This window comes from Actinoplanes flavus (assembly GCF_017592555.1).
In the GTDB taxonomy this organism is placed as follows: Bacteria; Actinomycetota; Actinomycetes; order Mycobacteriales; family Micromonosporaceae; genus Actinoplanes; species Actinoplanes flavus.
Genome location: NZ_JAGFNS010000011.1, coordinates 79866 through 99095, shown reverse-complemented (window position 1 = coordinate 99095; position 19230 = coordinate 79866). Strand labels below are relative to the sequence as shown.

The 19230-nt window shown below is 71.0% G+C and carries 18 protein-coding genes; 14 read left to right on the top strand and 4 right to left on the bottom strand.

The genetic code is table 11. The features are described from left to right. Positions 1-23: 23 nt before the first annotated feature. Both J5X75_RS18235 and J5X75_RS18230 read right to left on the bottom strand, forming a co-directional pair. Positions 24-1139 (bottom strand): magnesium and cobalt transport protein CorA, encoded by a 1116-nt coding sequence (locus J5X75_RS18235; RefSeq protein WP_208468602.1) that lies wholly within the window; start codon positions 1137-1139, stop codon positions 24-26. A 79-nt stretch (positions 1140-1218) separates the two neighbouring features. Continuing rightward, positions 1219-2313 carry an aminotransferase-like domain-containing protein gene (locus J5X75_RS18230; protein WP_208468601.1) on the bottom strand — a complete coding sequence of 365 codons (1095 nt, stop codon included), beginning with the start codon at positions 2311-2313 and terminating at the stop codon, positions 1219-1221. 121 nt (positions 2314-2434) lie between these two features. Between J5X75_RS18230 and J5X75_RS18225 the strand changes: the two genes are divergently transcribed. The 3 genes from J5X75_RS18225 (at position 2435) to J5X75_RS18215 (ending at position 5059) form a co-directional block, all read left to right on the top strand. Continuing rightward, entirely contained in the window at positions 2435-3166 is a 732-nt protein-coding gene (locus J5X75_RS18225) for a phosphocholine cytidylyltransferase family protein (protein ID WP_188120395.1), read from the top strand. Beyond that, entirely contained in the window at positions 3154-4215 is a 1062-nt protein-coding gene (locus J5X75_RS18220; protein ID WP_208468600.1) for an iron-containing alcohol dehydrogenase family protein, read from the top strand. The genes J5X75_RS18225 and J5X75_RS18220 overlap by 13 nt, the downstream gene beginning before the upstream one ends. Before the next feature lie 100 nt (positions 4216-4315). Beyond that, positions 4316-5059: a CDP-alcohol phosphatidyltransferase family protein gene (locus J5X75_RS18215; protein WP_208468748.1), complete on the top strand. Its 744-nt coding sequence runs from the start codon at positions 4316-4318 to the stop codon at positions 5057-5059. Between the two features lie 915 nt (positions 5060-5974). Here J5X75_RS18215 and J5X75_RS18210 read toward each other — a convergent pair. Beyond that, complete coding sequence (locus tag J5X75_RS18210; protein WP_208468599.1) at positions 5975-7150, bottom strand: glycosyltransferase family 4 protein; 1176 nt, start codon at positions 7148-7150, stop codon at positions 5975-5977. 24 nt (positions 7151-7174) lie between these two features. Between J5X75_RS18210 and J5X75_RS18205 the strand changes: the two genes are divergently transcribed. The 10 genes from J5X75_RS18205 (at position 7175) to J5X75_RS18160 (ending at position 18344) form a co-directional block, all read left to right on the top strand. After that, complete coding sequence (locus J5X75_RS18205) at positions 7175-8035, top strand: Fpg/Nei family DNA glycosylase (protein ID WP_208468598.1); 861 nt, start codon at positions 7175-7177, stop codon at positions 8033-8035. A gap of 177 nt (positions 8036-8212) precedes the next feature. Then, the gene (locus J5X75_RS18200; RefSeq protein WP_208468597.1) at positions 8213-9775 is read left to right on the top strand and encodes a sugar transferase; all 1563 of its coding nucleotides are present in this window, start codon (positions 8213-8215) and stop codon (positions 9773-9775) included. A 240-nt stretch (positions 9776-10015) separates the two neighbouring features. Beyond that, the gene (locus J5X75_RS18195) at positions 10016-11215 is read left to right on the top strand and encodes a sensor histidine kinase (protein ID WP_208468596.1); all 1200 of its coding nucleotides are present in this window, start codon (positions 10016-10018) and stop codon (positions 11213-11215) included. Between the two features lie 43 nt (positions 11216-11258). Further along, entirely contained in the window at positions 11259-11990 is a 732-nt protein-coding gene (locus tag J5X75_RS18190; protein ID WP_208468595.1) for a LytR/AlgR family response regulator transcription factor, read from the top strand. 258 nt (positions 11991-12248) lie between these two features. Then, positions 12249-12941 (top strand): response regulator transcription factor, encoded by a 693-nt coding sequence (locus J5X75_RS18185; protein WP_208468594.1) that lies wholly within the window; start codon positions 12249-12251, stop codon positions 12939-12941. A gap of 11 nt (positions 12942-12952) precedes the next feature. After that, complete coding sequence (locus tag J5X75_RS18180) at positions 12953-13999, top strand: HAMP domain-containing sensor histidine kinase (protein WP_208468747.1); 1047 nt, start codon at positions 12953-12955, stop codon at positions 13997-13999. Between the two features lie 9 nt (positions 14000-14008). Next, positions 14009-15580, top strand: a complete 1572-nt coding sequence (locus J5X75_RS18175) for a DUF4153 domain-containing protein (RefSeq protein WP_208468593.1) — start codon at positions 14009-14011, stop codon at positions 15578-15580. A 31-nt stretch (positions 15581-15611) separates the two neighbouring features. Further along, positions 15612-15998 carry a DUF485 domain-containing protein gene (locus tag J5X75_RS18170; RefSeq protein WP_208468592.1) on the top strand — a complete coding sequence of 129 codons (387 nt, stop codon included), beginning with the start codon at positions 15612-15614 and terminating at the stop codon, positions 15996-15998. After that, the gene (locus J5X75_RS18165) at positions 15995-17617 is read left to right on the top strand and encodes a sodium/solute symporter (protein ID WP_208468591.1); all 1623 of its coding nucleotides are present in this window, start codon (positions 15995-15997) and stop codon (positions 17615-17617) included. Before J5X75_RS18170 ends, J5X75_RS18165 begins: the two co-directional genes overlap by 4 nt. 61 nt (positions 17618-17678) lie before the next feature. After that, the gene (locus J5X75_RS18160) at positions 17679-18344 is read left to right on the top strand and encodes an SCO2207 family protein (RefSeq protein ID WP_208468590.1); all 666 of its coding nucleotides are present in this window, start codon (positions 17679-17681) and stop codon (positions 18342-18344) included. 35 nt (positions 18345-18379) lie between these two features. Here the strand turns inward: J5X75_RS18160 and J5X75_RS18155 are convergent, their stop codons facing one another. Then, entirely contained in the window at positions 18380-18610 is a 231-nt protein-coding gene (locus tag J5X75_RS18155; protein WP_208468589.1) for a hypothetical protein, read from the bottom strand. Between the two features lie 72 nt (positions 18611-18682). On the opposite strand from J5X75_RS18155, the gene J5X75_RS18150 reads away from it, so the two are divergent. Beyond that, positions 18683-19207: a flavin reductase family protein gene (locus J5X75_RS18150; protein ID WP_208468588.1), complete on the top strand. Its 525-nt coding sequence runs from the start codon at positions 18683-18685 to the stop codon at positions 19205-19207. Positions 19208-19230: the final 23 nt, after the last annotated feature.

Here is a 19230-nt window from a genome sequence, read left to right as displayed (position 1 = left end):
GGTTCCGGTGGATTCTCGTGGGGTCAGAGCCAGCCGTTGCGGCGCAGAGCCCGGTAGAGCAGCACGGTGACGCCGGACAGCAGGGCGATCAGGGCCGGGTAGCCGTACCGCCAGTCGGTCTCCGGCATGTAGTCGAAGTTCATGCCGTAGACCCCGGCGAACGCGGTCCAGACCGTGGCGATCGCGGCCCACGAGGCGATCTTGCGCATGTCGTTGTTCTGGTCGACGGTCACCTGGGCGAGGCGGGCCTGCAGGATCGAGTTGAGCAGGTCGTCGTAGGAGGAGACCTGCTCGACCGTACGCGTCAAATGGTCTTGGACGTCCCGGAAGTAGCGCCGGATCTCCTTGGGCACCACGCCCTGGCTCGACGTGATCGAGGCGAGCGGCCGTTGCAGCGGCACCACCGCCCGGCGAAACTCCACGAGCTCTCGTTTGAGCTGGTAGACCTGCTGGATCGGGGCGCTGCGCTCGCGGGAGAAGACGCCCTCCTCGATGATGTCCAGGTCGGCCTCGACCTCGTCGGCCACCTCGAGGTAGTGGTCGACGACCCGGTCGGTCACCGCGTAGGCCACCGCCCACGGGCCCTGCTCCAGCAGCACCGCCCGCTGGCTCTCCAGGTCGGCCCGGACCGGCGCCATCTCGGACGCGTCCCCGTGCCGGACCGTGATCACGAACTGCTCGCCGATGAAGATCATCATCTGGCCGGTCTCGACCACCTGGGAGCTTTCGGTCAGCTCGGTGTGCGGCACGTACCGGGCGGTACGCAGCACCAGGAAGTGCACGTCACCGAACTGCTCCAGCTTGGGCCGCTGCTCCGCCTTGACCGCGTCCTCCACGGCCAGCTCGTGCAGGCCGTAGGTGTGGGCGATGGCGGCCATCTCCGCCTCGGACGGCTCGTGCAGGCCCAGCCAGACGAAGGCGCCGTCACGCCGGCAGGCCTCGGCCAGCGCCTGGACCGGAGTGAACTCGCCGGGCATCCGGCGGCCGGCCGCGTACACCCCGCAGTCCACCACCGAGGTCGGCTCGCCGGTGTCCGCGGCGCCGGGCTCGGTGTGCTCGCCGTTGTTCAGCAGCCCGCGCATCCGGGCCGCCCAGGCCGCGCCCAGAGGTCGGCCACGGGTCCAACTGCGTTCCGTCATGCCAACCTCCCCCGGGACGACAAACCAACCGAGGGTACCCACGCCGGGTGGACGGCAGCCCACCCGGCGTACGGGTACGTCAGCCGCGTACCTCTTCGATCGCCTCGGCGATCCGGCGCACGCCCTCGTCGATCTGGTCGACGGTGACCGCGGAGTAGGCCAGCCGCAGCGAGCTCTTACCACCCTCGAGCAGGAAGTCGCTGCCCTTCACGACCGCGACACCCTTCTTCATCGCGGCCGGGAACAGCTTGTCCACGTCGACGTCCGACGGCAGGTCGACCCAGAGGAAGTAACCACCGTCCGGCTCGGTGAAAGTGGCGCCGGGGATGTGCTTGCGGATCGACTCGGCCAGCACCCGGGCCCGTTCGCCCAGCGCCGCGCTGACCGTCCGGACCGACTTCTCGATGTCGCCGGAGACACAGAACTGGTGCACGATCGCCTCGGACACCATGCCCGGAGAGATGTAGAGGTTGGTGGCCTTCTTCGCGATCGCGTCGATCAGCGCGGCCGGGCCGACCAGGTAGCCGACGCGGACGCCCGGGCAGACCGTCTTGGTGAAGCTGGAGGCGTGCACGACCAGGCTGTTCGAGTCCAGCGACAGCATCGAGGGCAGCGGCTCGCCACGGAACCGGATGTCCACGTACGGGTCGTCCTCGAAGATGATGAACTCGTACTGCTCGGCCAGGGCGAGCAGGACGCGCCGCTTCTCCTCGGAGAGCGTGACACCGGCCGGGTTCTGGTAGTTCGGGATGATGTGCGCCAGCTTCGGCCGCACCCCGGACTCGAGCAGCTCGCGCAGCTCCTCCACGTCGATGCCGTCCGGCTGGACCGTCACCTGGTGCACCTTGGCGCCCAGGTTCTGGAGGTTGAGCAGCGTCCGGTCGTACGTCGGCTTCTCCACCACCACGTCGTCGCCCGGCTTCACCAGGTGACCGAAGAGGAAGGCGTCCGCCTGGAGCGAGCCGTTCGTGACGATGACCTGGTCCGGGGAGACGTTGTGCTTGTCGGCGATCCACTTCCGCAGCGGGAGGTAGCCGACGGAGGTGCCGTACGCGGTCACACCGGCCGGGTCGGCGTCGAAGGCACGCGCGGCCGCGGCCTTCAGGCCCTCCACGTCGACGATGTCCAGGGAAGGGGCTCCACGGGCGAAGGAGATCAGCTGCTCAGCAGTCATGCCCATCAGCTTAGAAGCCGGGTCTATACCATTTCCCCAGCGCCCCTTGCGAGTCCTACGGATGGGACACCTGCCGCTATCCTCGCTGGGCACCCCTCACATCGCTGGAAGGAACCACCCCATGATCGGTCTGGTACTCGCCGCCGGGGCCGGGCGCAGACTTCGCCCGTACACCGACACGCTTCCGAAGGCGCTGGTCCCCGTCGACGGGGAAACCACGATCATGGACATCTCGCTCCGGAACCTGGCGGCCGCCGGCCTCAAGGACGTGACCATCGTCGTCGGCTACTGCGCCGGCGCGGTCGAGGAGCGCGTCGAGGGCTTCGAGCAGAAGTACGGCGTGAAGATCTCCCTGGTGCACAACGACAAGGCCGAGGAGTGGAACAACGCCTACTCCCTGTGGCTGGCCCGGGACCACTTCGCCCAGGGCGCGCTCATGGTGAACGGCGACACCGTCCACCCGGTCAGCGTGGAGCACACCCTGCTGGCCGCGCGCGGTTCGAGCATCCTCCTCGCTGTCGACACAGTGAAGAAGCTGGCTGACGAGGAGATGAAGACCGTCTTCAATGAAGATGGCCAGCTCACCAAAATCACGAAGCTGATGGACCCGGCCGAGGCGTACGGGGAGTACATCGGCGCCAACATCATCGAGCCGGCCGCGGCCGGCAAGCTGGCCGACGCGCTGAAGGCGACCTTCGAGCGCGACCCCAACCAGTTCTACGAGGACGGCTTCCAGCTGTACGCGGACCGCGGCGGCGAGGTCCGGGCCGCGCAGATCGGCGACGTGCCCTGGGTCGAGGTGGACAACCACGAGGACCTGGCGAAGGCCCGGGACATCGCATGCCGCTACTAGCCCGTAGCGTCCAGACCCCGCTGCACATCGAAGTGCGGCGGGGCGCGGTCGCCGACCTCGGCAAGATCCTCGCCGACGGCCGGATCTCCTCCGGTGGCGAGGTCGCCGTGGTGGTCGGGCCGGGCCTGGGCGAGAAGGTCGTCGACCTGCTCCGCCCGTCGCTCACCTCGGCCGAGATCTTCGTGACCGGCGGCGGCACCCTCGACGCGGCGCTGGAACTCTCCGGCAAGCTGCGCTCCGGCCACTTCGACGCGGTCGTCGGCATCGGCGGCGGCAAGACCGTCGACACCGCCAAGTACGCGGCGAGCCGCTGGGGCCTGCCGATGGTCTCGGTCGCGACCAGCCTCGCCAACGACGGCATCGCCTCGCCGGTGGCCAGCCTGATCAACGACGGCATCAAGGGGTCCTACGGGGTGCACATCCCGTTCGGCGTCGTCGTCGACCTCGACTTCGTGGAGAACGGGCCGGAGCTGGTCAACCGGGCCGGCATCGGCGACGTGATCAGCAACATCAGCGCGCTCGCCGACTGGGAACTCGCCCGCCAGGTCCGCGGCGAACCCGTCGACGGCCTGGCCGCCTCCCTCGCCCGGATGGGCGCCGAGGCGGTGCTGACCATGCCCGGCGACATGTCCGACGACGCGTTCGTCACGGTGCTGGCCGAGGCGCTGATCTCCAGCGGCCTGGCGATGGCGGTGTGCGGCAGCAGCCGGCCGTCCAGCGGCGGCTGCCACGAGATCATGCACGCCATCGACTCGCTCTTCCCGGCCACCGCCTCACACGGTGAACTCGCCGGGCTCGGTGCGCTGTTCTGCACCTTCCTGCGCGGCGACGAGCGGCGGCTCAAGCAGATGTCCGACTGCCTGCTGCGGCACCAGCTCCCGCGTACGCCGTCCGACGTCGGCCTCGACGTCGAACAGTTCGTCCAGGCCATCGACTTCGCGCCACGGACCCGGCCGGACCGCTACACCATCCTGGAACACCTCGCCATGACGCCGGAGCAGACCCGGCAGAAGCTGGCCGAATACAACGATGCCCTCGCGACCCTCTGAATCCGGCCACGGCGCCGGTCACCCTCCCGTCGAGGGTGGCCGGCCGCCGACGGCCCGGCCCGCACCGGTCAACCCCACGCGGATCGACAGCCCGGGCCCGATGCCCGCCGCCGGGCCTTCCGGGCCGTCCGGCAAACCCGTCACCGGTACGCCCACAGCCGCCGACTACTACGCGGTCAACCGTGGCGGTGGCCTCTTCAGCGAGGCGATCAGCCAGCGGATCGGCGCGCGGATCGCGGTCAGCGCACACAAACGCCGGCTCACGCCGACCGTGCTGACCATCCTCAACCTGGGGCTCGGCTGCCTCACGTCGTTCATCGTCATCGCGGCCGCCGGCCCGGTCGCCGACGGCCGCGTCTGGGCCGCGCCGGTCGGCCTGCTCGCGCTGATCGGCTGGCAGATGGCGTACGCGTTCGACTGCTCCGACGGCCAGCTGGCCCGGGTCACCGGCCAGAGCAGCCCCGCCGGCGGCCGGCTGGACGTGCTCTGCGACGTGGCCGTCCAGGCCTCGCTGGTGGCCGCGCTGTCCGCGACCGCCGCCGCCCAGGAACCCGACACCCCCGCGTGGCTGCTCGCCGCCTTCGCCGCCACCTGGATGGTCAACCTGGTCACCTCGGTCATGCAGACCGGCAGCCAGGCCGCCAGCATGGTGACAAGCAGGTCGCTGCCGATCCGTGCGGCCAAACTGGTCCGCGACTACGGCGCGGTCATCGCCCTGGCCGGCGTGGTGCTCACGGTGGCCCCCCAGTTCGCGGTGTGGTTCGTCGCCCTCTTCACCCTGATCAACGGCGGCTTCCTGGCAGCAAGCATCGCCTTCGCCGGCCGCGAGTCCCTGAAGGCCTGACCAAGCCGCCCCCCGCCCCGCCCCGCCCCGCCCCCCACCGCGTCCCGCCCGCACACCGCATCCCACCCGCACACCGCATCCCACCCGCACACCGCGCTCCGCCCGCACACCGCGCTCCGCCCGCGCACCGCAACCCACCCGCGCACCGTGCTCCGCCCGCGCACCGTGCTCCACCCGCGCACCGTGCTCCACCCGCGCACCGTGCTCCGCCCGCGCACCGTGCTCCGCCCGCACACCGTGCTCCGCCCGCACACCGTGCTCCGCCTGCGCACCGCACCCAACCGCGCACCGCAACCCGCCGCACGAGCCAGATCTTGGACGATTTCCCACCGAACGGGTGGAAGAACGCCCAAGATCGCGCCGTCTAGGCCGGTGAGCGAGACAGGGGCACCCGCCGGCCCCGCACACGCCAGATCTTGGACGAATTCCCACCGGACGAGGTGGAAGAACGCCCAAGATCGCCAGAGGGCGGCGTGAGGGGACGGCGCAAGCCAGATCTTGGACGATTTCCCACCGAACGGGGTGAAGGAACGTCCAAGATCGCGCCGTGCGGGGCGATGAGCGAGACAAGGGCACCCGCCGGCCCCGCACACGCCAGATCTTGGACGAATTCCCACCGAACGGGGTGGAAGAACGCCCAAGATCGCGCCGTAAAGGCCGGTGAGCGAGACAGGGGCACCCGCCGGCCCCGCACACGCCAGACCTTGGACGAATTCCCACCGGACGAGGTGGAAAAACGCCCAAGATCGCCAGAGGGCGGCGCGCGAGGAGACGGCGCGCGAAGAGGCAGCGCGCGAGGAAACGGCGCGCGAAGAGGCAGCGCGCGAGGAAACGGCGCGCGAGGAAACGGCGCACGTGAAGACGGCGCGCGAGGGGGTGGCGGGCGAGGGGGTGGGCGTCGTACCGGGGGTGGGGCTATTTGTGGGCGTGGTGGGACATGTCCTCGTAGATGGAGATCAGGCGAGGTGTGAGGACGTCGGGGTGGAAGTGCTGCTGGTAGCGGGCGCGGGCGGCGACCGCCGCGGCGGGGGCGCCGGCGCGGGCCAGGGGCAGGGCGGCGGCCAGGGCGACCGGGTCGGGTTCGGCCAGCCAGCCGGCGGCGTCGGGACCGGTGCCGACCATGTAGGGGATGCCGCCCACCGCAGTGCCGAGGACGGCACGGCCGGTGGACATCGCCTCCAGGATCACCGTGGGCAGGACGTCTTCCCAGGTGGGGACGGCGATCACCACGGCTGAGTCGCGGCGGGCCGCGGTCATCCCGGCCCGGTCCAGCGGGCCCAGGTAGGTGACGTCCGACCGATCACGATCAGCCTGTTCGGCCAACGGGCGGAGTTCGCCGTCGCCGGCGATGCGCAGGGTGCCGAGGCTGCCGTCCGGGTGCCGGCGCCAGGCGTCGAGGAGCAGGCCGAGGCCCTTCTCGGGGGAGAGCCGCGCGCCGTAGAGGAAGCCTTCGCCCAGTGGTGCGGGGGCGCCGGGGTCGGGCAGGCCGTTCGGTTTGATCACGATGCGGTCGTCCGGGATGCCGTAGTCGGCCAGGTGCGCGGCGATCTTGTCGGTGAGGGCGATGTAGCGGTCCACCGAGCGCCAGGTCGGCCGGTGCACGGCCAGCGTGGTCGCCATGATCGCGCTCTGCGCCGCCGAGCCGCGGTAGCAGCGGTTCTTGACCGCCGGCCAGCCGAGCACCTTGCCGCGGCAGTCCTGGCAGTTGTGCCCGTCCCGGAAGTACAGCCCGGACGAGCAGACCTGCCGGTAGTTGTGCACGGTCTGGACCACCGGGACGCCGTGCGCGTGGGCGGTCCGGATGACCCACGGCGAGAGCAGCGGGTACGGGTTGTGCAGGTGCAGCGCGTCCGGCTTCTCCGCCGCCAGCAGGGCGGCCAGGTCGCGCTGGGCCTCGGCCCCGTAGATCGGCGAGATCGGGAGCAGCGCCTTCCGCGCCACGGACAGCGAGCCGATCGAGTCGGAACTGCGCTGGAACGGCACCACGTCGACGCCGGCCGCCCGGAGCTGACCGATCTCCGTGTCGACGATGACGTTCTCGCCGGAGGGGATCGCCTCGCGGTACCGGTTGTGCGCTACCACCACCTTCATGCCGGCAAACGCTACCGTGAGGGAATGCCCGAACTCCCCGAGGTCGAGGCGCTCGCGGCATACCTGCGCGGGCGGGCGGTCGGCCACGCCGTGCAGCGCTTCGAAGTCGCCTCGTTCAGTGCCCTGAAGACCTATGACCCGGCGCCCACCGCGCTCGCCGGCATGCCGCTCACCACGGCGGGCCGGCACGGCAAGTTCCTCGACGTCGGCCTCGGTGACGACCTGCATCTGATCGTCCACCTGGCCCGGGCCGGCTGGCTGCACTACCGGGACTCGTTCAAGTCGCCGGCCCCGCTCAAGCCGGGCAGCGGGCCGATCGCGGTCCGGGTGCGGCTGGACGACGGCTCCGGGTTCGACCTGACCGAGGCCGGCACCCAGAAGTCCCTGGCCGTCTATCTGGTGCGTGACCCGGCCGAGGTGCCCGGCGTGGCCCGGCTCGGCCCGGACGCGCTGGCCGTCTCCCGCGACGAGTTCGCCGAGCGGATCCGCGGCCGCAACGGGCAGATCAAGGGCGTCCTGGTCGATCAGGAGGTGCTCGCCGGAATCGGGAACGCCTACTCCGACGAGATCCTGCACGCGGCCAAGTTGTCCCCTTTCGCACTTACCGGAAAGCTGACCGACGATCAGATGGACGCTCTCTACGCCGCCATGCGCGAGATCGAGACGGACGCGGTCGAGCGGTCGGTGGGGCAGAAGGCGGCCGAGCTCAAGGGCGAGAAGCGGGCCGGGATGCGGGTCCACGCGCGGACCGGCCTGCCCTGCCCGGTCTGCGGCGACACGGTCCGGGAGGTGTCGTTCGCCGACAAGAGCCTGCAATACTGCGCGACCTGCCAGACCGGCGGAAAACCGCTGGCTGATCGACGGCTCTCCAAACTGGTGCGGTGATCCTGCCACGAAATCATCACCGTGCGTACATGTAAGGATTGCGGCCGCAACGTCACCTTCTCTCCGGCCGATCCATCGGTATAGTGGCCCGGTCCATGGCAACCGTTGTGACGCGAACGGGTAGCGGCGGACCCGCCGACGATCCCAAGGTCGTGGCGGTGCGTAATCTTTTTCCGGATGCGGGAGGACGTAGGCGAAGTGACTACTAGCCTGCATCGCCCATCTACCGACCACAGCAGCCGGAGCAAACCCGTGCGGTACGAAAGCTTCGAGTGGCAGGAGCAGCCACCGAGCAACGGGGTGCCCCGCAACGCATGGAGCCGCACGAGCCGCCGCCTGTCCCGTTGGCACCGGCCCTACACGCTGGCTCTGATCGTGCTCGACCTGCTCTCGGTCGTCGGCGCGAGTTACATTGCCAGCTTCCTCGAGAAGTCGCGGGCCGGCTTCTCGACCTCCGAGTCGTTCCTCCTCTACGCCTACATCGTGCTGCCCCTCGGCTGGCTGCTGCTGCTCTGGACCAACGGCACCTACGACCGCCGTTACCTGGGCCTGGGCAGCGAGGAGTTCAAGCGCGTCGTCCGCGCGTCGGTCACCGTCGTGGCCTGCGTGTCGCTGCTGGCGTTCGCCACCAAGGCCGACCTGTCCCGCGGGACCGTCGCCACCGTGTCGCTGAGCGCCCTGCTGCTGATCCTCATCTGCCGGGTGACCGCCCGGCAGTTCCTGCACTTCGCCCGGCGCAGCACCGGGCACGGCGCGCACCGGATGGTCCTGGTCGGCACGCTGCCCGAGGCGCTCGAGGTCTACACCGCGGTCACCCGCAGCCCGGCGGCCGGCCTGATCCCGGTCGCCATCCACCTCACCGACGGCTACGCGGCCGCCCGCGGCATCGAGACGCCGGTCCCGGTCTACGCCGGACGGGACGTGCTGTCCCTGGTCCGCGAGGTCGGCGCCGACACGATCGCGGTCTGCGGTTCGGCCAGCGCCGAGCCCGGTGAGCTGCGCCGCCTGGCCTGGCAGCTGGAGGGCACCGGCGTCGACCTGGTGGTCGCGCCGCAGCTCACCGACATCGCCGGGCCGCGTGTGCACATCCGCCCGATCGAGGGCCTGCCGCTGCTGCACGTCGAGGAGCCGACGCTCTCCGGCCCCGGCTGGCTGGTCAAGAACCTGATGGACCGGGTCGCGGCGGGTCTCGGCCTGCTGCTGATCAGCCCGATTCTCGCTTTCATCGCGCTCGGCATCCGCCTCTCCGACCCCGGGCCGGTCTTCTTCCGGCAGACCCGCGTCGGCCACGACGGCCGCACCTTCCGGGTGTGGAAGTTCCGGACCATGTACGTGGACGCCGAGGAGCGCAAGGCCACGCTGGACGAACTCAACGAGTCCGACGGCATGCTCTTCAAGATGAAGCAGGACCCGCGCATCTTCACCTTCGGCGCGAAGCTGCGGGCCACCTCGATGGACGAACTGCCCCAGCTGATCAACGTGCTCAAGGGTGAGATGTCCCTGGTCGGGCCGCGCCCGCTGCCCGCGGACGACGGCGACTACCTCGGTGACGTGCGCCGGCGCCTGCTGGTCCGCCCGGGCATGACCGGCCTGTGGCAGGTGAGCGGCCGCTCCGACCTGTCCTGGGACGAGGCGGTCCGGCTGGACCTCTACTACGTCGACAACTGGTCTCTCACCTACGACCTGAGCATCCTCTGGCGCACCATCTGGGTGGTCCTGAAGCGCAAGGGCGCCTACTGAACCGTCAAGAGCAACACCACGATGTCGTAGCCGGGTGGTGGGTGCGGACCGTCGCTCCCGCCGAGGGCCCGGCACGGCTCGCTGGCCGCTGACGCGTCCATGACGCGAGCCGCGCCGTGCGACGTGCGTGAGTGGTCGCGCTCCACAACCCCGTGTCCGTCATGAAAGCCATACTGCCACCGGGGTACGACACTTCTTCGGGGATGGCGCGGCGGGCGTCCAGGCGTCAGGATCTGTCCCGTGGCGGGTCAGATCGGTAGCGCGGTGGCGGTCGTCGCCGTGCTGGCCGCGCTCGCCGCCGCGGTGGTCGCGGTGCTGCGCCTGCGGGCCCGGCGGGGGATCGCCACGGCCATGCAGCGGGCCACCTACGACGTGCTGCACACGGCGTCGCTGGCGGCCGAACCGCTACGGGCGGGTCTGAGCACGACGACCGCCGGGAAGGCGATCCGGCATCTGCGGGTGCTGGTCGGGGCGGTCGGGCTGGCGATCATCGACGGGACGGACTGCCTGGCCTTCGACGGGCGGGGTGGACACCACACCGACCAGTTCACGGTGGCGGCCCGGCGCGCCACGAGATCGCAGCGCTCCGTCGTACTCAATGGGTCTGATCTGGTGTGTGACCGGGTGGATTGTGTGGTTCGCGGCGCTGTGGTGGCGCCTCTGACCGGGCCCGCCGGCCAGGCGGACGCCGCGCTGGTCGCGGTGGCCGACGAGCCGCCGGCGCCGGGCCTGGTGCAGGCGACGCTGGAGACCGCCCGCTGGGCCGGATCGCAGCTGGCGCTGGCCGAACTCGACTCGTCGCGGGAGCGGCTGGCCAGAGCCGAGGTGCGTGCGCTGCGTGCCCAGATCAGCCCGCATTTCATCTACAACGCGCTGACCGCGATCGCCTCGTTCGTGCGCACCGACCCGGAGCGGGCCCGGGAGCTGATCCTGGAGTTCGCCGAGTTCACGCGTTACTCGTTCCGGGCGCACGGTGAGTTCACGACGCTCGCCGAGGAGCTGCGCAGCATCGACCGCTATCTGACCATCGAGCGGGCCCGGTTCGGTGACCGGCTCCAGGTGCGGTTGCAGATCGCGCCCGAGGTGCTGCCGGTCGGTCTGCCGTTCCTGTGCCTGCAACCGCTGGTGGAGAACGCGGTCCGGCACGGCCTGTCCCGGAAGCCCGGCGTCGGTATGGTGAGCATCGAGGCGCGGGACGCGGGCGCCGAGTGTCACATCACGGTCGAGGACGACGGGGTCGGCATGGATCCGGCGGTCTTCGCGCGGGACGGTTCGGAGAGCGAGGACGGGCAGCACGTCGGCCTGGTCAATGTGGACGAGCGGCTGCGTTCGGTGTTCGGCGACCACAACGGCCTGATCGTGGAGACGGCCCCCGGAGCGGGTACGAAGGTGAGCATGCGGGTGCCGAAGTTCCATCCACAGGTCCGGGCCTCGACATGAGCGAGCTTGCGAGCGAACCATCAGGCTCAGCGGAGGTGCCGGCATGAGCCTCGTGGTGCTGGCGGTCGACGACGAGCCCCCGGCGCTGGACGAGCTGGCGTACCTGTTGAACGCGGACGGCCGGGTGGCGCACGTGCACCGGGCCGGCGACGCCACCGAGGCGCTGCGGGTGCTGCGTGACACCGAGGTGGACGCGGTCTTCCTGGACATCCGGATGCCCGGCCTGGACGGCATGGAGCTGGCCCGGATCCTGCGGCGGTTCGCCCAGCCCCCGGCCATCGTGTTCGTGACGGCGTACGACGACGGCGCCGTGGACGCCTTCGACCTGGGTGTCACCGACTACGTGCGCAAACCGGTCCGGGCCGAGCGGCTCGGCGAGTCGCTGCGCCGGGTGGCCGGTCTGCGGTCGGCGCCACCGCCCCCACCGGACGAGCCGGCCATCCCGGTCGAGCTGGCCGGCACCACCCGGATGCTGCCGCGCTCGTCGGTGCGCTGGGTGGAGGCGCAGGGCGACTATGCCCGCCTGCACACCGGGGACGCCTCGCATCTGGTCCGGGTCTCGCTCGCCACTCTGGCCGAGCGCTGGGCGAACGCGGGTTTCGTCCGTATCCACCGCTCCTATCTGGTGCAGCTGCGCCTGGTCACCGAGCTGCGGCTGACCGGTTCCGGCTATGTGGTGGCGGTGGACGGTGTGGAGTTGCCGGTCAGCCGACGGCACACCCGGGAGCTGAAGGACCGGCTGATCCGCGCCGCGAAGCACGACTGGACCCGTTAATCCACACGGTTATCCACAGGTCCACAGCTTTCTCCACAGGGTTATCCACAGGCTCCTGTGGTATCTCACCAATTCCTGCCAATCACTGTCCGGCCAGGGCCGTGCCGGCACTCCCGGTTGAAAGATCCATCTCCACAAGTTGTTCACAACTCCACCGCCTGGTCTGCCCAGGTGGTCAATAAGCTGCTGGTCACCGGCCGGTGGGCCACGGGGGCGCACCGACCGGGACCAGGGCTATTGGGATGGGGTGACGGCGGCGTGGAGACGGTCGAACGGCGGGTTCTCGTGGTGGAGGACGAGCGGGCGATCGCCGATGCCGTGGCCGCGCGGCTGCGTGCCGAGGGCTTCCTGGTGCAGGTCGTGGGCGACGGGCCGAGTGCGGTCGCGGCGGCCCGGCAGTCCCCGCCGGACGTGATCGTCCTGGACGTCATGCTGCCCGGCTTCGACGGCCTGGAGGTGTGCCGCCGGATCCAGGCGGAACGGCCGGTCCCGGTGCTGATGCTGACCGCCCGCGGCGACGAGACGGACCTGCTGGTCGGGCTCGCGGTCGGCGCCGACGACTACATGGCCAAGCCGTTCTCGATGCGGGAGCTGGCGGCCCGGGTGCACGCCCTGCTGCGGCGGGCCGAGAAGGCGCAGGTCGCCGCTCGTCCACAGCCCCCGACACTGCGGTTCGGCGACGTCGAGATCAACCAGGCGGAACGACGGGTGCTGCGTGGCGGCGCCGAGGTGCATCTGACCCCGACCGAATTCGATCTGCTGGTGCATCTGGCCGGGCGACCCCGTACGGTCCTGCCCCGGGAACGGCTCCTTGCCGAGGTGTGGGGCTGGGCGGACACTTCGGGTACGCGTACGGTCGACAGCCACATCAAGGGCCTCCGCCGGAAACTGGGCGCCGATCTGATCCGCACCGTGCACGGGGTGGGGTACGCCCTGGAGGTGGACAAGTGATCACCCGCCTGATGGTGTTCGTCCACAACCTGGTCGCGCCGGTCTTCGCCTACCTTCCCCGGCCGCTCGACCCGGTCCGGTCGATCAAGGCGAAGCTCTCCCTGGCCCTGGGGTTCGCCGGCGGCACCGGCCTGCTGGTGTTCCTGTGGAGCATCGACTTCTACCGGGTCGACGTGCTGTGGATCGCCATCGCGGCAGCGCTCGGCCTGGTCACCCTCCAGGTGATGGCGCACGGCGCGACGGTGCCGCTGCGCGAGATGACGGTGGCTGCCCGGGAGATGGCGCGCGGCGACTACACGCACCGGATCGAGACCCGGTCACAGGACGAGGTGGGCGAGCTGGCCACCGCGTTCAACCAGATGGCCGCCGACCTGGCCGCCGCGGACCGGCAACGGCGTGAGCTGATCGCGAACGTCTCGCACGAGTTGCGTACGCCGATCACCGCGCTGCGGGGCCTGCTGGAGAACATCGTCGACGGGGTGGCCGAGGCCGAGCCGGAGACGATGAAGACCGCCCTGGCGCAGACCGAGCGGCTCAGCCGGCTGGTCGCCGACCTGCTGGACCTGTCCCGGCTGGACGCCGGGGTGGTGCCGATGGACCGCGATCTGATCGACGTGCCGGCCTTCCTCGGGGAGGTGGTCCGGGAGGCGACGGTGAACGCCGAGGGCACCGGCCACGACGTGCGCTTCGAGGTGTCCGCGCCCCGGCTGCTGATGCACGGCGACCGGGAACGGTTGCACCAGGTCTTCGCGAACCTGCTGGACAACGCGGCCCGGCACAGCCCACGCGGCGGACTGGTGACGGTCCGCGCCGAGCGCCACGGCGATCACGTGGTGCTCGCCGTCACCGATCAGGGTGACGGCATCCCGCCCGCCGAGCGCGAGCGGGTCTTCGAACGCTTCACCCGGGGCGAGCGGGCCACCGGCGGCGGCACCGGGCTCGGCCTGGCGATCGCCCGCTGGGTGGTGCAGCTGCACCGCGGCACGATCGCCGTCGTCGAGCCCGACGACCGGCGCGGCTGCCACATCCAGGTACGACTCCCGCTGCAAGCGCTCTGAGGAGTGAACATGTCGACGGCCACCAACCAACCAGCTATCGGACAATTAGGACAACTCAACGGGCCCTGGCCGCCGTACACCGTGCTCGGCCGCCGCTGGCCCGGACCGGGACGCCCGGCCTCGGCCGCCACCGCCGTGGCGATCCTCGCCGCCTCCGTCGTGGCCGCGCTCAGCGTCCCGCTGGACCGGGCCGGTCTCGGCTGGTTCATCACCGCGCTGGCCGGCACCGCGGCCCTCGTCCTGGCCCGGATCGTCCGGGTGCCCGAGGCGATCCCGGCCGCCGTCCGGCGCGACGTCGACCACGGCCCGCGGGACCGCTTCCTCTGGGGCACGGCCACCGTGGTCCTGCTGGCGACCGGCACCTTCCGGGCGGCCGGCTGGCTGTTCGTGCTCTGCCTGCTGACGGCGACGCTGACCGGCGCGCTGGCGATCACCAACGGGCGGTCGCTGCGGTCGGTGGCGATGACCTACCTGGTGGCGCCGGCGGCCGCCACCCGTGGCGGCCTGTGGATCCTGCGCGGTGTGGCCCGGATGCGCGGCCGGGGCTCGGCGGGCGTCCCGATCCGGGTGCTGGCCACCACCGCGGTCTCGATCGCCCTGCTCACCGTCTTCGGCGCGCTCTTCATCTCAGCCGACGCCAAGTTCGCCCGGGTCTTCGAGGCGGCGATCCCGGAGATCCACGCGATCACGATCTTCCGGTGGGCGTTCGTGGGCGGTGTCACGGCGGTCCTGCTGACCGCCGCCGCCTTCCTGCGCGCCGCCCCGCCGGCGGCCGGCGACCTGGACCGCACCGAGGGCCGCAAGGTGAACCGTCTGGAGTGGGCGGTGCCGCTCAGCCTCCTGGTGCTGCTGTTCGCGGCGTTCGTGGCGGTCCAGCTGACCGTGCTGTTCGGCGGCAGCCGGCACGTGGTGGAGACCGACGGCCTCACCTACGCCGAATACGCCCGCAGCGGCTTCTGGCAGCTCTGCGTGGTGATCGCCCTGACCCTGGTGGTGCTGGCCGGGGTGGCCCGGTGGGCGCCGCGCACCGAGCGGACCGACCGGATCCTGCTGCGCGTGGTGCTCGGCGCCCTGGCCGCGCTCACCCTGGTCATCGTGGCCTCGGCGCTGCACCGGATGTACGTCTACACCGACACGTACGGGCTGACCCGGCTGCGCCTGCTGGTGGCCTGCTGCGAGGCGTGGTTCGGGGTGGTCCTGGTGATGGTGCTGGTGGCCGGGATCCGGATCCGGGCGCCGTGGCTGCCCCGGGTCGCGATCGCCGCCGGCGTGCTGGCCCTGCTCGGGTTGTCGGTGGCCAACCCGGACGGCCTGATCGCCGAGAACCACGTGCACCGGTACGAGGAGACCCAGCGGATCGACCTGCCCTATCTGTCCGACCTGTCGCCGGACGCGGTGCCGGCCCTCGCCGGGCTGCGGAACGAGGCGTACCGGTCCTGCCTGCTGATGGTGATCGGCGAGCGCACCGAGGCGGACGACTGGCGCGGCTGGAACCTGGCCCGGGAGGCGGCCCGCGAGGTGATCGCCGAGCACCCCGCGGACAACCCCACCTGGTGCTGGGAACAGGTGAACCGGTATTGACATTCAGCGCGGGACGGACAGACTGCCGAACATGGCCGCCGATCCGTCCCCGCGCTCCCGGACCCGGGTGGTGCTGGCCGACGCCGCGGCCCGGCGTGGCACGGCCGACCGGGCCGGCACCGACCTGACCGAGCAGACCCCGATCGGGGAGGCGCTGGTCAAGGGTCTGATGCGGGCCCAGTTGGCGCTCGCGCTGCGGCTCGCCCTGGTGGTCGCGGCCGGCCTCGGCACACTGCCGCTGCTGTTCGCCGTGGCTCCGGCGGTGGGCGGTTACCGGGTCTTCGGCGTGCACCTGCCGTGGGTTCTGCTCGGGCTGCTGTCGTTCCCGTTCCTGGTCGGGGTGGGCGCCGCCTACGTCCGCTGGGCGGAGCGCAACGAGCAGGACTTCGCGGCGCTGATCCGCAGGCCGGAGCGGTGAACCCGTACCTGGCGCCCGGCCTGATCCTGGTCGTGCTGCTGACCGTGGCGATCGGCGCGTACGGCCTGCGTTTCGCCCGGACCACCTCGGACTTCCTGGTCGCGTCCCGGTCGGTGAGCCCGTCCTGGAACGCGGCCGCGATCAGCGGTGAGTACCTGTCCGCCGCGTCCTTCCTCGGCGTCGCCGGCCTGGTCCTGCGCTACGGCGTCGACGTCCTCTGGTACCCGGTCGGATTCGCCGCCGGCTACCTGGCCCTGCTGCTGTTCGTGGCGGCGCCGCTGCGCCGCTCCGGGGCGTTCACCCTGCCCGACTTCTGCCAGGTCCGGCTCCGGTCGCGGCCGTTGCGGCGGCTGGCGACCGCCTTCGTGCTGTTCATCGGCTGCCTGTACCTGCTGCCGCAGTTGCAGGGCGCGGGGCTGACGTTCAGCACGCTGACCGGCGGCTCCTACGCCTGGGGCGCGCTGGTGGTGAGCGTGGTGGTGACCGCGAACGTGGCGTTCGGCGGGATGCGGGCGATCACCTTCGTGCAGGCGTTCCAGTACTGGCTGAAGCTGACGGCGCTGGCCGTACCGATGATCTTTTTGATCTTGCAGTGGCAGTCGGACGGCCGCCCGGAGGTGACCCCACCCGCCGGCGCCGTCTTCCCGGTCGCCACCACCGTCGTGGTGGAGCAGGACGCGGTCCTGAACGGTGTCCGCCCGGTCGAGGCGGGCGAGACGCTGCACTTCGCGGCGGGCGACCCGGTGCCGACGGTGAGCACCGTGGACGCCGAGTTCGGGGACCAGTGGCTGCTGCCCGGCAAGACCGGCCTCTTCGCCACCTATTCCCTGATCCTGGCCACCTTCCTCGGCACCATGGGCCTGCCGCACGTGCTGGTGCGGTTCTACACGAATCCGGACGGCGCGTCGGCCCGCCGCACCACGCTCGTGGTGCTCGCCATGGTCGGCCTGTTCTATCTGCTGCCCACCCTGTACGGGGTGCTCGGCCGGATCTACACCCCGCAACTGCTGATGACCGGCAACACCGACGCCGTGGTGCTCCTGCTGCCCGAGGCGGCGCTCGGCGGCGGCCACCTGGGCCGGCTGCTCGGCGCGCTGGTCACCGCGGGCGCTCTGGCGGCCTTCCTGTCCACGTCGTCCGGCCTGCTCACCAGCGTCGCCGGGGTGATCTTCACGGACGTGCTCAGATCCGGCCGCAGCGGCTCGATCCGCGACTTCCGGCTGGCCACCGTGCTGGCCGCGCTGGTCCCCACCACCCTGGCCCTGTACGTGTCCGACATGGACGTCTCCCGCGTCGTCGGCCTGGCCTTCGCGGTGGCCGCCTCCAGCTTCTGCCCCCTGCTGGTGCTCGGCATCTGGTGGCGCGGGCTGACCGACGCCGGTGCGATCGCCGGGCTGGTCACCGGCGGTGGCGCGGCCATGGCGGCGGTGCTCGTGACGGTGCTCGGCCCGCCGCTGCCCAGTTCCTTCGCCGAGTTCGTGGGCCAGCCGGCGGCGTGGACCGTGCCGCTGGCGTTCCTGGTCATGGTCGGTGTGTCGCTGCTGACCGGCCGTCGTGTGCCACCGGACGTGGGCGCCACGATGCTGCGGTTGCACGCCCCCGAATCCCTGCGTACCTGATTTAAGGATCTTTAAGGTAAGACGCCCGTCCGGACGGTGAACCCCGCTCGTAGATCCGGTCATGACACGTACCTACCGGCGGCCCGGTCGAGACGGGCGCAAGCGCAACATCGTGATCGGCGTGGCGGTGGCCGTTCTGGTCGGCGGCGGCCTGGCGGTCGGCACCGGACTGAGCAGCGCCTCGACCTTCTGCGACGGCCTGGACGAGCGGATCCGCGAGAATCAGCAGTTCATGGCCCAGCAGCGGGCCAACCCGAACGCGCAGACCGAGGCGATCCTGGCGAACCGGCAGGCGGTCATCGATCTGATCAACGTGCAGAAGGCGCAGGGCGGCTGTGGCGGCGCCCAGGCCCAGGCCCCGGCCGCCCCGGCTACGAAGCCGGCCACCACCGCCCCGGCCGCGAAGCCGACCACCGCCGCTCCGGCCGCTCCGGCCGCGAAGCCGACCACGGCCGCGCCCGCCGCTCCGGCCGGAAACGGTGAGGTCGTCTGCCCGGGCTCGACCGTGACCCTCTCCGGTGAGGGCGGCGCGCCCGCCGCGTCCAGCGGCACCCACCCGGTCGGCACCGTCCTGCGGGTCCGGAACCTGGACAACAACAAGAGCATCACGGTGACCGTGACGAGCGTTTCCGGCAGCTGCGTGCTGCTCAACAACGCCGCCTTCGAGCAGGTCCGGGAGCCCGGGAAGTTCCTGATCAGGCGAGCCGTCATCGAGCGGGTGGGCTGACCGCCCGACTGTTCGGCGACACCGCGGCCGGAACGCTACGTGCGTTCCGGCCGCAGTCCGTCCCGGCGGACGAAGATCCGGCGGCGCTGCAACGCGTTGCCGGCCGGGCCGAGCACGTAGCCGTCTATCCACATCCACCCGTCGTAGGTGACCCGTGAGTCGACCCGGATGATCCGCAGGTCAAGGGCCCGGTCGCCGGAGAACTGCACGCTCGCCTCGGGACCGACGTGGACGATGTCACCCGGGCGCAGCACCACCTGAGTCATGCCTAGAAAATAGTTGTTGATCAATAAATCCGGATAGCGGCGTGCGCAATCTGTAAACGGGAGAATGATCGGATGAATCCCGACGCGCCGGGTGGCCGCATCCACTCCACCGATCCGTTCGCCGTTCCGGAGGCGGAGAAATCACAGGTACGACGACTGCGTGGCCGGTTCGCGTCGACCGTGACGCTGTGGACGGCGCCCGGACCGGCCGGGCTGACCGTCTCGTCCGCGGTGGTCGCCGACGGGGATCCCGGCCGGATGCTCGGGCTGATCGACGAGGAGAGCGAGTTCTGGGCGGCGGCCTCCGCGGCCGGCCGGTTCGCGGTGACGCCGCTCGACCCGGGCGACCGGCAGCTGGCCGACCGGTTCGCCGGGCTCCTCCCCGCGCCGGGCGGCCTGTTCGCGAGCGGGGAGTGGCGCCCGACCGAGTTCGGGCCGGTCCCCGCACACGCCGCCACCTGGGCCGGCTGCCGGCTCACCGAGAGCCGTCCGTGCGGGTGGGCGCTGCTACTCGACGGGGTGATCGAACGTGTCGAGACCGGGAGCGCGGGATCACCTCTGATCCACTATCGGGGCAGGTACACCGAACTGGCTTGATTGCCGCTCAGCGCAGTCAGGCC

Coding starts and splice junctions, on each gene's coding strand:
- J5X75_RS18175 (WP_208468593.1), top strand. CDS start 14,009: ATGTCGACGGCCACCAACCAACCAGCTATCGGACAATTAGGACAACTC.
- J5X75_RS18155 (WP_208468589.1), bottom strand. CDS start 18,610: ATGACTCAGGTGGTGCTGCGCCCGGGTGACATCGTCCACGTCGGTCCC.
- J5X75_RS18230 (WP_208468601.1), bottom strand. CDS start 2,313: ATGACTGCTGAGCAGCTGATCTCCTTCGCCCGTGGAGCCCCTTCCCTG.
- J5X75_RS18210 (WP_208468599.1), bottom strand. CDS start 7,150: ATGAAGGTGGTGGTAGCGCACAACCGGTACCGCGAGGCGATCCCCTCC.
- J5X75_RS18170 (WP_208468592.1), top strand. CDS start 15,612: ATGGCCGCCGATCCGTCCCCGCGCTCCCGGACCCGGGTGGTGCTGGCC.
- J5X75_RS18225 (WP_188120395.1), top strand. CDS start 2,435: ATGATCGGTCTGGTACTCGCCGCCGGGGCCGGGCGCAGACTTCGCCCG.
- J5X75_RS18190 (WP_208468595.1), top strand. CDS start 11,259: ATGAGCCTCGTGGTGCTGGCGGTCGACGACGAGCCCCCGGCGCTGGAC.
- J5X75_RS18220 (WP_208468600.1), top strand. CDS start 3,154: ATGCCGCTACTAGCCCGTAGCGTCCAGACCCCGCTGCACATCGAAGTG.
- J5X75_RS18215 (WP_208468748.1), top strand. CDS start 4,316: ATGCCCGCCGCCGGGCCTTCCGGGCCGTCCGGCAAACCCGTCACCGGT.
- J5X75_RS18180 (WP_208468747.1), top strand. CDS start 12,953: ATGGTGTTCGTCCACAACCTGGTCGCGCCGGTCTTCGCCTACCTTCCC.
- J5X75_RS18200 (WP_208468597.1), top strand. CDS start 8,213: ATGCGGGAGGACGTAGGCGAAGTGACTACTAGCCTGCATCGCCCATCT.
- J5X75_RS18160 (WP_208468590.1), top strand. CDS start 17,679: ATGACACGTACCTACCGGCGGCCCGGTCGAGACGGGCGCAAGCGCAAC.
- J5X75_RS18150 (WP_208468588.1), top strand. CDS start 18,683: ATGAATCCCGACGCGCCGGGTGGCCGCATCCACTCCACCGATCCGTTC.
- J5X75_RS18205 (WP_208468598.1), top strand. CDS start 7,175: ATGCCCGAACTCCCCGAGGTCGAGGCGCTCGCGGCATACCTGCGCGGG.
- J5X75_RS18235 (WP_208468602.1), bottom strand. CDS start 1,139: ATGACGGAACGCAGTTGGACCCGTGGCCGACCTCTGGGCGCGGCCTGG.